This window comes from Kitasatospora sp. NPDC058063, assembly GCF_042885395.1.
Classification (GTDB): domain Bacteria; phylum Actinomycetota; class Actinomycetes; order Streptomycetales; family Streptomycetaceae; genus Kitasatospora; species Kitasatospora lactacystinica.
The window spans coordinates 1-12,158 of the sequence record NZ_JBHVSD010000029.1 but is presented as its reverse complement, the minus strand read 5'-3'; the positions used below and the strand labels follow the sequence as shown (position 1 = coordinate 12,158).

Below are 12,158 nucleotides of genomic sequence, written 5' to 3'. Positions count from 1 at the left end.
GGAGGGCCGGAACAATGTCACAGGTCATATGACATAGCCCTGTCCAGCCATAACACCGCCCGACATGCCCTAAGGCCGGTACGTCCGCGCGGCCCACGCCTGGAAGCCCGGCGCCGCCGCGATCAGGTCCCGGTACGCCGCGGCGGCCGCCCCGAGCAGCGTCTCCAGCACCTCCCCGCCCACCCCGGCCGGCCGCCAGACCAGCAGTTGCCGGACCCAGATCGGCGTCCCCGCGAGCGGCTTGACCACCACCTCGGCGAGCGGCCGGGTGGTGGCCTGGACGACGGAGACGCCGAGCCCGGCGGCGATCATCTCCTGGAGCTCCAGCCGGCCGCCGAGGAACTCGTGGACGGTCGCCGGGGCGAACCCCGCCGCGGCGCAGGCCCCGTGGAACACGCCGTGCCAGCCGGCCCCGTCGTCGGGGGTCAGGAACCACTCCTCCTCCGCGAGGTCCGCCAGCGCCACCTCGGTGCGGTGCCGCAGCCGGTGGCCGGCCGGCAGCGCGACGAAGACGGGCTCGGTGACGATGCCGCGGTGCGCGACGGACGGCGCGTGGCGCAGTTCCCGGCCCGGGTAGTCCACGGCCACCGCGGCGTCGGCCTCGTCCCGCTCCAGCAGCTCGACGATGTCGGAGGAGCGGTGGACCGATGTCAGGGCGAAGCGCTGTCCGGGCCGTTGGTGCCGCGCCCTGGTGACCAGTCCGGGCAGCAGCGGCGAGTTGGTCGCCGCCAGCCGCAGCTCGCGCGGGACGGGCCCGGCCGGGGCCTCCGGGCGGCGGCCCAGACCGTCGGCGCGGGTGAGCAGCTCCCGGGCCGCGGCCACCACCTCCGCCCCGAAGCCGGTCGGCGCGACGCCGACGGTGGTGCGTTCGAACAGCGGGGCGCCCAGGTGGCGCTCGATCCGGCGCAACTGGGTGCTGGTCGCCGGCTGCGAGGCGCCGAGCAGGACGGCGGCCCGGCCGACGCTCCCGGTGTCGGCGATCGCGCACAGCACGCGAAGGTGCCGCAGCTCCAGCTCCATGACGCTCCCCCTCGCGCACCCGGCCGGCCCCGGCCGACGGCGTGGGGCGGCTGCCGTCACGGGCGGTGCGACGGCGCACCGGCACGCCGGTACAACGGCACACATCACATGTCAGCGGCTCACCTTCGCCCCGGGGAATGACCTCGTCAAGCCCTCTCCCGGGGCCCGACGGCCTTGCGCGCACCATCTTTTACCAGCGCATTGCCGGCACCTGACCTTCCGCCCGGTCCGGGCCGCCCGCGCCCGCTCCGCCCCACCCCGCCCCGCCCCGCAACGCCGGGAGGGGCGGGACTTGAAGACCGACCCGCCGTCCGGGAGGCTGAAGACCCCCCTGCGTTCCCCCGAGCGGGCGCCGACCGGTGCGGAGGCCTACCGATGACAGCCATGTTCGACCAGGAGCTGCGCGAGCAGCTCGCCCAGGCCCGCCGGGACCTCGCGGCGGCCCGGGCCGAGGAGGACGCCGACGGCGTCCAGGCGTACGAGGGCCGGGTCGCCGCGCTCCTGCGGCTCGCCGCCCAGCACGGCATCGACCTGCCGCACAGCATCGACGAGGAGGAGCACAACGAGTAGCCGGCCCCGGACGCGGCAGGAGGCGGCCACCCCGAACGGGTGACCGCCTCCTGCCGTGACTCCCGACGCCCGGGGCCGGCCCGGGGTGAGCCCGGAATCAGCCCGGAATCACTGCCCGACCGGCTCCAGGATCGCCACGCACTCGAAGTGGTGGGTCATCGGGAACAGGTCGAAGGCCCGCAGCGACACCGGCCGGTAGCCGCCCTCGCGGAAGAACTTCAGGTCCCGCGCGAGCGCCGCCGGGTCGCAGGCCACGTACGCGATCCGGCGCGCCTCCAGGCCGACCAGGTGGGCGACCGTCTCGCGGCCGGCGCCCGAGCGCGGCGGGTCCAGCACGACCAGGTCGGTGGCGGTGATGCCGGTGCGCGGCAGCAGCGTCTCGACCCGGTCGCACTCGATCTGCACGTTGTCCAGCGCGGCCAGGTTGTGCCGGGCGTCGACCACGGCCTGCTTGGCGGACTCGATGCCGAGCACCGCACCGTCCTCGCCGACCCGGTCGGCCAGCGCGCCCGCGAACAGGCCGACGCCGCAGTACAGGTCGAGCGCGTTCTCGCCCCACTGCGGGTCCAGCCCGTCCAGCACGGCGTCGACCAGGGTGTCCGGCGCCTCCGGGTGGATCTGCCAGAAGCCGCCGTTGCTGATCCGCCAGGTCCGCCCGGCGGCCCGCTCGCGCACGAAGCCGCGCCCGTGCACCTTGTGCACGTCGCCCTGCTCGTCCACGCGGGCGATCGACACCGGCTTGTCCAGCTCGACCAGCGGCAGCTGGGCGCCCGGCCGCGGGGTGAGCACCACCTGGCGGTCCGAGGAGCCGGTCGCGGCGATCACCTCGACGCTCGCCACCCCCGGCCAGTCGCGGGCCTCGATGCCCAGCTCGGTGACGCCCTCGGCGGCGATCAGGCAGCGGTCCACCGGCTGCACCTCGTGCGAGCGGTGCTTGCGCAGGCCGACCTTCCCGGTCCCGGCGTCGACCGCGTACTGCACCCGGGTGCGCCAGGCCGGCACCTGCCCGGCCGGAAGCTTGCCGCCGACCGGCTCGACGCTGCCGTCCCAGCCCGCCTCGGCCGGGGTGAGCCCGGCGAGCTTGGCCAGCTGCTCGGTCAGCACCGCCGCCTTGAGCTTGCGCTGCCCGCCCGGGGTGACGTGCTGCCAGTCGCAGCCGCCGCACTTGCCCGGACCGGCGAACGGGCAGGGCGCCTCGATCCGGTCCTTGGACGGCTCCAGCACCTCCACCGCGTCGGCCCGCAGGAACCGCGAGGTGGTGGTCCCGTCGGTCACCAGCGCGACGACCTTCTCACCGGGCAGCGCGTGCCGCACGAACAGCACCCGGCCCTCGTGCCGGGCCACGCAGTGCCCGCCGCCGTGCGCGACCGGGCCGACCTCGACCTCGTAGCGCTGTCCGGCCAGCGGCTCCCCGGACGGCGTCTCGGGCCGCGACGGCCGCGCGGCGCCGGCGCGCAGCGCCTTGGGCGGCCGCACCGCCTGCTTGCGCGGCGCCTTCCGGCCGCCCCCGGCAGCACCCTTCGGCGCGTCCTGGGCGGCACCCTTGCCGGCAGCCTTCGGCGCGCCCTTGCCGGCGCCCTTGCCGGCGGACGCCTTGCCCGCCGACGTCTTGCCCGCGGACGTCTTGCCCGCGGACGTCTTGCCCGCGGCGCCCTTGCCGGCGGCCGGCGCGGCGGGCTCCCGGTCCTCCCGCTCGCCCGGGACGATCGGCGCGGTGCGCGCGGTGAGGCCGTCGCGGTCGGTGGCCTCCGGACGGGCCGGCCGGCCCCAGCGCGGCCGGGAGACCTGCCCGGGCTGGGAGCCGCCCCGGCGGGCGCCCTTGCCGGAGGAGCCCGAGGAACGGGGCGGAGTGTTGCGGGTCACTGGGAGGAGTCCTTGCTGCGGTCGGAGGTGTCCCCGGCGTTCGAACCGGTGGAGACGGAATCCTTCGACTTTACGGCCTTCGGCGCGCGTGGCTCGCCACGCCGGACGGCACCCGGCGCCGACCAGGCCTTCTGCGGCTTGCGCCGCTCCGAGGACTCCAGCTGCCACGGTACCGAAGTGACCATCACACCGGGCTTGAACAGCAGCCGCCCCTTGAGCCGCAGCGCGCTCTGGTTGTGCAGCAGGTGCTCGTACCAGTGGCCGACCACGTACTCCGGGATGTAGACCGAGACCACGTCCCGCGGGCTGCTGCGCCGCAGGTTCTTCACGTAGTCCAGGACCGGCCCGGTGATCTCGCGGTACGGCGAGTCCAGCACCTTGAGCGGCACCTCGATGCCGCGCTCGTCCCACTCCCGCCGCAGCGCCGCGGTGTCCGCCGGGTCGACGTTGACCGTGACGGCCTCCAGCGTGTGGGCCCGGGCCAGCCTGGCGTACGCCAGGGCGCGCAGCGCCGGCTTGTGCAGCTTGGAGACCAGCACGATGGCGTGCACCCGGGTGGGCAGCACCACGTCGTCCGGCTCCTCGGCGGCGATGAGCTCGTCGGAGACCCGGTCGTAGTGCCGCCGGATGCCCTTCATCATCACGAACAGCACGGCCATCGCGGCGATCGCGATCCAGGCGTGGCTGATCTTGGTGACCAGGACGACGATCAGCACGGCCATGGTCATCACCAGGCCGAAGGCGTTGATCGCCCGGCTGCGCTGCATGCGGCGGCGCTCGGCCGGGTCGTTCTCGGTGCGCAGCAGCCGGGTCCAGTGCCGGATCATGCCGGACTGGCTCATGTTGAAGGCGACGAAGACGCCGACGATGTAGAGCTGGATCAGCCGGGTCGGGTCGGCGTTGAAGGCGAGGATCAGCAGGATCGCGGCGATCGCCAGCAGGATGATGCCGTTGGAGAAGGCCAGCCGGTCGCCGCGGGTGTGCAGCTGGCGCGGCAGGTAGCGGTCCTGGGCCAGGATCGAACCGAGCACCGGGAAGCCGTTGAAGGCGGTGTTGGCGGCGAGCACCAGGATCAGCCCGGTGACGGCCGCGACGAAGTAGAAGCCGGGCGTGAAGTTGTTGAACACGGCCTCGCTGATCTGCGCCAGCGCGGTCTTCTGGTGGTAGTCCGGCGAGGCGCCGACGAGCTGTTCGGCCGGGTTCTCGGCCATCTGGACACCGGTCAGCCGGGCCAGCCAGATGATGCCCATGAACATCACGACGGCGATGCTCGCCATCATCAGCAGCGTGGTGGCCGCGTTCTTGCTCTTGGGCTTGCGGAAGGCCGGCACGCCGTTGGAGATCGCCTCGACGCCGGTGAGCGCGGCACAGCCCGAGGAGAACGCCTTCAGCAGCAGGAACACCAGCGCGAAGCCGGCCAGCGAGTCGTTGCCGGGAGTGGCGGCGAGGTGGAACCCGGCGCTCTCGGCGGGCATGTCCTGGCCGAGCGCGAAGTGCCGGAACACCCCGTAGCCGACCATCCCGATCACGCCGACCATGAAGGCGTAGGTGGGAACGGCGAAGGCGCTTCCGGACTCGCGCACGCCGCGCAGGTTCATACCCATCAGCAGCACGACCACGATCACCGACAGGACCGGTTCGTGGCCGCGCAGCGCGGGCACCGCGGAGACGACGTTGGCGACGCCCGAGGTGGTCGACACGGCCACGGTGAGCACGTAGTCGACCATCAGGGCGCTGGCGACCACCAGACCGGCGGCCGGCCCGTGGTTGACGGTCGCGACCTCGTAGTCACCGCCACCGCTGGGGTAGGCGTGCACGTTCTGCCGGTACGAGGCGACCACGGCGAGCATCACGATCGCCACGACGACGCCGATCTGCCAGGAGAAATGGATCGCCGAGGCGCCCGCGAGGGAGAGGGTGAGCAGGATCTCCTCGGGGGCGTACGCGACCGAGGAGAGCGCGTCCGAGGCGAACACGGGCAGCGCGAGCCGCTTGGGCAGAAGCGTCTCGCCCAGCTTGTCGCTGCGTAGGGCGCGCCCGATCAGGATGCGTTTCGGAAGGTCAGTCGGCATAGGCACGTTAAGGAATCGTAGGGGCTCCCCGGTCAAGGCTCCGCCGTTTGTCCCCCCCTTCGTCGCGACTGCGTTCGGTGGACCGGCTAGCGTGTCGGATACGAGTCGGCGGGCAACACTCTGGTTGTCGAGCGTTGCCGGGTCGGCGCCCCCACGAGGAACCTCGTCCCGGACGACCGGGCGGGAAACGGAGCTGAACGGTGTTTGCGCAGGTCAAGGCCCCTTCGGGACGGGTGAGGTAAGCGCCGGTGCACATCGTGATCATGGGCTGCGGCCGCGTGGGCTCCGCCCTCGCCAGAGCCCTGGAGAAACAGGGCCACTCGGTGGCCGTGGTCGACCAGGACCCGACCGCGTTCCGCCGGCTGGGCGCCGGGTTCAACGGCCGCCGGGTCACCGGCGTCGGCTTCGACCAGGACACCCTGCGCGAGGCGGGCATCGAGGAGGCCGGCGCCTTCGCCGCGGTCTCCAGCGGTGACAACTCCAACATCATCGCCGCGCGGGTGGCCCGGGAGAACTTCGGCGTCGAGAACGTCGCCGCCCGGATCTACGACCCCCGCCGCGCCGAGGTGTACCAGCGCCTGGGCATCCCCACCGTCGCGACGGTCCGCTGGACCGCCGACCAGATGCTGCGCCGACTGCTGCCGAGCGGCGCCGAGCCGCTGTGGCAGGACCCGAGCGGTGGCGTGCAGCTCGCCGAGGTCGCGTACGACCCGCGCTGGATCGGCCACCGGATCAGCAGGCTGGAGGAGGCCTCCGGCACCCGGGTGGCGTTCGTCACCCGGCTCGGCGAGGGAATGCTCCCCTCGCCGCAGATGGTGGTGCAGGAGGGCGACCTGGTGCATGTGATGCTGCGCCGGGCCGACCTGACGGCCGTCGAGGCCGCGTTCGCGCAGGGACCGAAGGAGGAGGGTCACTGATGCGGGTCGCCATTGCCGGGGCCGGTGCCGTGGGCCGCTCGATCGCGGGCGAGCTGCTGGAGAACGGCCACGAGGTCCTGCTGATAGACAAGAACCCCAACTCCATCTCGGTGGAGCGGGTTCCGATGGCGGAGTGGCTGCTGGCCGACGCCTGCGAGATCACCTCGCTGGACGAGGCCGCGCTCCAGCGCTGCCACGTGGTGATCGCCGCGACCGGTGACGACAAGGTCAACCTGGTCGTCTCGCTGCTCGCCAAGACCGAGTACGCGGTGCCGCGGGTGGTCGCCCGCGTGAACAACCCCAAGAACGAGTGGCTCTTCAACGAGTCCTGGGGCGTGGACGTCGCCGTCTCCACCCCGCGGCTGATGTCCGCGCTGGTCGAGGAGGCGGTCAGCGTCGGCGACCTGGTCCGCCTGATGCGCTTCAGCCAGGGCAACGCCAACCTGGTCGAGCTGACCCTGGCCTCCGACACCGAGCTCGTCGGCATCCGGGTCGGCGACGTGGCCTGGCCGCAGGACACCGCGCTGGTGACCATCATCCGCGAGGGCCGGGTGCTGGTGCCGGGCAAGGACGACACCCTGGAGGGCGGCGACGAGCTGCTCTTCGTCGCCGCGCAGGAGCGCGAGGAGGAGCTGGAGCAGCTCCTCTCGGCGACCTCGGGCGCCCAGTAGCCGCGCGAGCACAGCGGAAGGGCCCGCACCCCTCGTCGGGGTGCGGGCCCTTCGCCGTCGTTCGGACCGGCCTCCCGGCCGGCCGGAGGCGGCTACTTCGCCGGCTCCTCCTCGTCCAACTGCGCCTTGATCGGCGGCGGCGCCTTCAGCAGGATCTGCCAGGTCACGTACATCGCCAGCAGCATCGGCGGGATGCCGAGGGCGACCTTCAGCCAGCCCAGCAGGTTGACGTTGTGGGTGAAGTACAGCGGGAAGAGGATCACCGGCTTCAGGCCCATGATCAGCACCCAGGCCCAGGTCGCCTTGGTGTAGGCGGCCAGGCGGCCCGGGTTCTCCTTGCGCCAGGTGAACATCTCGCCGGTGATCGGGCCGAGCATCACCCCGATCATCGGCCAGCGCGCCAGCGCGGAGGCCGCCAGGGCGATGCAGTAGCCGACGTTCCAGAGCAGGCCGGGCAGGTAGAAGTCCTCGGCCTTGCCGCTCTTCATCGAGATCCAGGCGCCGAGGGCGACACCGAACACCCCGCTGAAGGCGTGCTGGATGGTCTGCCGCTTCGCCAGCCGGGCCACCACGAACAGGGCGCTCAGGCCCAGCGCGGCCCAGGCCGAGGTGCTGACCTGGTGGGTCAGGTTGTAGGTGACGATGAAGACCAGGCCTGGCAGCGTCATGTCGATCATGCCGCGCACGCCGCCGAAGGCCTGGAGCACGGTGTCGGCGGCCTCCTTGGAGGCGGCCCTGCGGGCGGCCTCCGCGTCCGCGGGTTCGACGGCCAGGTCGAGCTGGGCGGCGGCCTCGCCGCCGGGCTGGTTGCTCACGCTCATTCGCTCCCGTGTCCGACCGGACGCAGCTCATAGCGGGGGTTGAACAGCACGCGGCGCCCGCGTGCGTGACCGATGCGGCCGCTGGCGACCAGCCGGCGGCCGGGCTCTATCCCGGCGATCGAACGGCGGCCGAGCCAGACCACGTCCAGCGCCTCGGTACCGTCGAAGAGTTCGGCCTCCAGGGCGGGCACACCCGCCCGGGGGCGCAGCGTCACCGTGCGCAGCGTGCCCGCGACGGTGACCAGATCGCGGTCCCCGCAGCCGGCGATCGGCGTGCAGCCGGACTCCGCGGCGATCTCCTGACGCAGCTCCTCGGCGTCCAGCTCCTCGGCCGAGGAGGTCAGCCGGCTGAGCATGCGGCGGAACCGCCCCTGCGGCTGGCCGCTGCTGTTGTCACCACTCATGTCGGAAGGGTACCGGGTTCCGGCCCCCCGGCGGCAGGTCGCTCGACCGCCGGGGGCGGCCGGGGTCAGCTCTCGAACCGGTATCCCATGCCCGGCTCGGTGATGAAGTGGCGCGGGTGCGAGGGGTCGCGCTCCAGCTTGCGGCGCAGCTGGGCGAGGTAGACCCGCAGGTAGTTGGTCTCGGTGCGGTACGCCGGGCCCCATACCTCCTGCAGCAGCTGGGTCTGGCTGACCAGCCGCCCCGCGTTGCGGACCAGTACCTCCAGCAGGTGCCACTCGGTCGGAGTGAGGCGGACGTCGGCGCCGTCCCGGTTGACCTTCTTCGCCGCGAGGTCGACGGTGAAGGACTCGGTGACGACCAGCGAGTCCGCCTCCCCGGCCACCGGCTCGGCCCGCCGCACGGCGGCCCGCATCCGGGCGAGCAGCTCGTCCATGCCGAACGGCTTGGTGACGTAGTCGTCGGCACCGGCGTCCAGGGCCTCGACCTTCTCGTCCGAGGCGTGCCGGGCCGACAGCACGATGATCGGCACCCGGGTCCAGCCGCGCAGGCCGCGGATCACCTCGACCCCGTCCATGTCGGGCAGGCCCAGGTCGAGGACGACCACGTCCGGATGGCGGGCCGCGGCCAGCTCCAGGGCGCTCGCGCCGTCATGGGCCGCGTCCACCTCGTACTTGCGGGCCTTGAGGTTGATCACCAGCGCGCGGACGATCTGCGGTTCGTCGTCCACGACGAGGACCCGGGTCATGTGCGGGCTCCGCCTTTCGGGGCTGTCTGACATACGGACTGGGGACTGGCTCTACGACTTTCGCTGCGGCGCGGCCCCGGGAGGGGCGCCCGGCCCGGCCGGTGCGCCGCCGGTTCTCAGGTGATCAGCTCCGGGAGCGGACCGCCACCCTCGCCGCCCGGCTCCCCCGTTTCGGGCGGCCGGTCGACCACGGGCAGGCTGACGACCATGGTGAGGCCGCCGCCCGGGGTGTCCTCGGCGGTGACGGTACCGTCCATCGCCTCGACGAAACCGCGCGCCACCGCGAGTCCGAGGCCCACCCCGGCACCGCGCGGCGCGTCCCCGTACCGCTGGAACGGCGCGAAGATCTTCTCCTTCGCCTCTTCCGGCACCCCCGGGCCGCGGTCCACGATCCGCAGCTCGACCCGGGCCGGCCGCCCCGGCTGCCGCAGCTCGTCGGCCTTGACCAGCACCTTGACTCCGTCCGGGCTGTACTTGACGGCGTTCTCCACCAGGTTGGCCAGCGAGCGCTCCAGCAACCCGCCGTCGGCCCGGACCATCGGCAGCGTCTCCGGCACCTCCAGCCGGACGGACTCCAGCGGCACCCCGCCGAGCGCGAACGGCACCACCTCGTCCAGGTCGGTCTCCTGGATCAGCGGAGTGACGGTACCGGTCTGCAGGCGGCTCATGTCGAGCAGGTTGTTGATCAGGTGGTCCAGCCGGTCCGCCCCGGCCTCGATGCCGGCCAGCAGCTCGGCCTCGTCCTCCGGGTCCCAGTCGACGTCGGCCGAACGCAGCGAGCTCACCGAGGCCTTGATGCCCGCCAGCGGGGTGCGCAGGTCGTGCGAGACCGCCGCCAGCAGAGCCGTCCGGATCCGGTTGCCCTCGGCCTCCCGGCGGGCCTCGGCGGCCTCCCGGGCCAGCCGACGGCGCTCCAGCACCACGGCGGCCTGCGCGGCGAACGCCCCGAGCAGGCGCCGGTCCGCCCCAGGCAGCACCCGGCCGCGCAGCACCAGTGCCAGGCTGTCGCCGACCGGGACGTCCACGTCGGCCTCCTCCGGCCGCTCCGGCGGGCGCGGGCCGGCGGTGGCCACCGGCACCCAGGGCGCGAGCGGATCGGGCCGCTCCAGCAGCGCGGCGCTCTCCTGCCCGAAGGTCTCCCGCACCTGCTCCATCAGCGCGGTGAGCACCCCGTCGCCGTTGGGCGCGCCGCGCAGCACCGTGCCGGCCAGCGCGCTGAGCGTCTGCGCCTCGGTCTGGCTGCGGGCCGCCTGCTGGGTGCGCCGGGCCGCGAGGTCCACCACCGACGCCACCGAGATGCCGACGATGGTGAATATCGCCACCGCCATGATGTTCTGCGGCTCGTTGATGGTGAAGGTGTGCAGCGGCGGGGTGAAGTAGTAGTTCAGCACCGAGGAGGCGACCAGCGCCGAGCCGATGGCCGGCAGCAGCCCGCCCACCAGCGCCGCGCACACCGTCAGCGACAGGAACAGCAGCATGTCGGTGGAGAGCCCCAGCCCGCCGATCGCGGTCAGCACGATCGCCAGCACCGGGGGGCCGACCAGCCCGATCAGCCAGCCGCCGACCGTCCGGGTGCGGCCCAGGTCGGTGATCCGGCGGACCGGTATCTTGCCTCGCCGCCCGTGCCCGGCGTGCTCGTGGGTGACCATGTGGACATCGATGTCCCCGGCCTCCCGGGTCACCGTGGTGCCGACGCCCGGCCCGTACAGGTACTGCCAGGCGGGCCGCCGGCTGGTGCCCAGCACGATCTGGGTGGCGTTCACGCCCCGGGCAAAGTCCAGCAGCCCGCCGGCCGGGTCGTCGCCGAGGACCGCGTGGAAGGAACCGCCGAGGCTCTCCACCAGCACGCGCTGCTCGATCAGCGTCTGCGGCGAGCCGGAGCCCACCAGCCCGTCCGAGCGGGAGATGTGCACGGCGAGCAGCTCACCGCCGGAGACCCGGGCGGCGATCCGGGCCGCCCGGCGGATCAGCGTCGCCCCCTCGGGCCCGCCGGTCAGGCCGACCACGATCCGCTCCCGGGCCTGCCAGGTGCCTTCGATGCCCTGCTCGGCCCGGTACTTCTGGAGGTACTCGTCCACCCGGTCCGCGGTCCACAGCAGCGCCAGCTCGCGCAGCGCGGTCAGGTTGCCCGGGCGGAAGTAGTTCGCGAGCGCGGCGTCGATCTTCTCCGGCGCGTACACGTTGCCGTGCGCCAGCCGCCGCCGCAGCGCCTGCGGGGACATGTCCACCAGCTCGATCTGATCCGCCCGCCGGACCACCTCGTCCGGCACGGCCTCGCGCTGGCGCACCCCGGTGATGCCCTCGACCGCGTCGCCGAGCGACTCCAGGTGCTGGACGTTGACGGTGGAGATCACGTCGATCCCGGCCGCCAGCAGCTCCTCGACGTCCTGCCAGCGCTTCTCGTTGCGGCAGCCGGGGACGTTGGTGTGGGCCAGCTCGTCCACCAGGGCCACCTGCGGGCGGCGGGCGAGGACGGCGTCCAGGTCCATCTCGGAGAAACGGGCACCGCGGTGCATCACCTGCTGGCGCAGCACCACCTCCAGCCCGGCGACCATGTCCGCGGTCCGCCGGCGGCCGTGGTCCTCCACGAACGCGACCACGACGTCCGTGCCACGCTCCTGGCGCCGGTGCGCCTCGGCGAGCATGGCGTACGTCTTGCCGACCCCGGGGGCTGCCCCGAGGTAGATGCGCAGCCTGCCTCGTCCCATGAGCACCATTCTTGATCCGACCCGGCCCGGAGGACACCCCCGGACACCTGTTCCCCTTGCCTTCGAGACTACGGTGTGCGACGCGATTTTCCGCTGATCAGTGCGCTGATCAGGCGGTTTTAGCGGCATATTGACGGTGGACCAGCCACTCGGCGGGGGTCATCCGGGAGGGTTCGGAGGCACCGGAGCCGGCCCGTCGGGCCCGTCCGGCCATCCAGCCCATCCGGACCGGAAATGCGAAAAGCCCCTGATCCGAGTGGATCAGGGGCTTTTCTGAAGAATTGTTCGGCGGCGTCCTACTCTCCCACAGGGTCCCCCCTGCAGTACCATCGGCGCTGTAAGGCTTAGCTTCCGGGTTCGGAATGT

At 72.9% G+C, this 12,158-nt stretch carries 10 protein-coding genes and 1 rRNA gene; 3 read left to right on the top strand and 8 right to left on the bottom strand.

Going from position 1 to position 12,158, the window contains the following annotated elements; all coding sequences use genetic code 11:
* Window positions 1–69: 69 nt before the first annotated feature.
* Window positions 70–1,020, bottom strand: a complete 951-nt coding sequence (locus tag ACFVUY_RS36035; RefSeq protein ID WP_387695365.1) for a LysR family transcriptional regulator — start codon at window positions 1,018–1,020, stop codon at window positions 70–72.
* A gap of 375 nt (window positions 1,021–1,395) precedes the next feature.
* Between ACFVUY_RS36035 and ACFVUY_RS36030 the strand changes: the two genes are divergently transcribed.
* A complete protein-coding gene (locus ACFVUY_RS36030; RefSeq protein ID WP_387736424.1) occupies window positions 1,396–1,590 on the top strand; it encodes a hypothetical protein in 195 nt (64 codons plus the stop codon).
* A 108-nt stretch (window positions 1,591–1,698) separates the two neighbouring features.
* Here ACFVUY_RS36030 and ACFVUY_RS36025 read toward each other — a convergent pair whose 3' ends face one another.
* Together ACFVUY_RS36025 and ACFVUY_RS36020 are read right to left on the bottom strand one after the other, a co-directional pair.
* Window positions 1,699–3,048, bottom strand: a complete 1,350-nt coding sequence (locus tag ACFVUY_RS36025) for a class I SAM-dependent RNA methyltransferase (RefSeq protein WP_387695368.1) — start codon at window positions 3,046–3,048, stop codon at window positions 1,699–1,701.
* A 401-nt stretch (window positions 3,049–3,449) separates the two neighbouring features.
* Window positions 3,450–5,525 (bottom strand): APC family permease, encoded by a 2,076-nt coding sequence (locus ACFVUY_RS36020; protein WP_387695369.1) that lies wholly within the window; start codon window positions 5,523–5,525, stop codon window positions 3,450–3,452.
* Between the two features lie 248 nt (window positions 5,526–5,773).
* Here ACFVUY_RS36020 and ACFVUY_RS36015 point away from each other — a divergent pair, with 248 nt between their 5' ends.
* Both ACFVUY_RS36015 and ACFVUY_RS36010 read left to right on the top strand, forming a co-directional pair.
* Window positions 5,774–6,442, top strand: coding sequence for a TrkA family potassium uptake protein (locus ACFVUY_RS36015; protein WP_359909907.1), 669 nt, complete (start codon window positions 5,774–5,776; stop codon window positions 6,440–6,442).
* Window positions 6,442–7,113 (top strand): TrkA family potassium uptake protein, encoded by a 672-nt coding sequence (locus tag ACFVUY_RS36010; protein ID WP_359909904.1) that lies wholly within the window; start codon window positions 6,442–6,444, stop codon window positions 7,111–7,113. The genes ACFVUY_RS36015 and ACFVUY_RS36010 overlap by 1 nt, the downstream gene beginning before the upstream one ends.
* 92 nt (window positions 7,114–7,205) lie before the next feature.
* On the opposite strand, the gene ACFVUY_RS36005 is transcribed toward ACFVUY_RS36010, so the two are convergent.
* The 5 genes from ACFVUY_RS36005 to rrf form a co-directional block, all read right to left on the bottom strand.
* Window positions 7,206–7,928, bottom strand: coding sequence for a DUF3159 domain-containing protein (locus ACFVUY_RS36005; RefSeq protein WP_387736423.1), 723 nt, complete (start codon window positions 7,926–7,928; stop codon window positions 7,206–7,208).
* A 2-nt stretch (window positions 7,929–7,930) separates the two neighbouring features.
* A complete protein-coding gene (locus ACFVUY_RS36000; protein ID WP_359909898.1) occupies window positions 7,931–8,338 on the bottom strand; it encodes an OB-fold nucleic acid binding domain-containing protein in 408 nt (135 codons plus the stop codon).
* Window positions 8,339–8,403: 65 nt separating this feature from the next.
* Complete coding sequence (locus tag ACFVUY_RS35995) at window positions 8,404–9,084, bottom strand: response regulator (RefSeq protein WP_049657530.1); 681 nt, start codon at window positions 9,082–9,084, stop codon at window positions 8,404–8,406.
* Window positions 9,085–9,200: 116 nt separating this feature from the next.
* Window positions 9,201–11,792 carry an ATP-binding protein gene (locus tag ACFVUY_RS35990; RefSeq protein WP_387695366.1) on the bottom strand — a complete coding sequence of 864 codons (2,592 nt, stop codon included), beginning with the start codon at window positions 11,790–11,792 and terminating at the stop codon, window positions 9,201–9,203.
* Window positions 11,793–12,075: 283 nt separating this feature from the next.
* Window positions 12,076–12,158, bottom strand: a 5S ribosomal RNA gene (gene rrf, locus ACFVUY_RS35985); the annotation flags it as partial.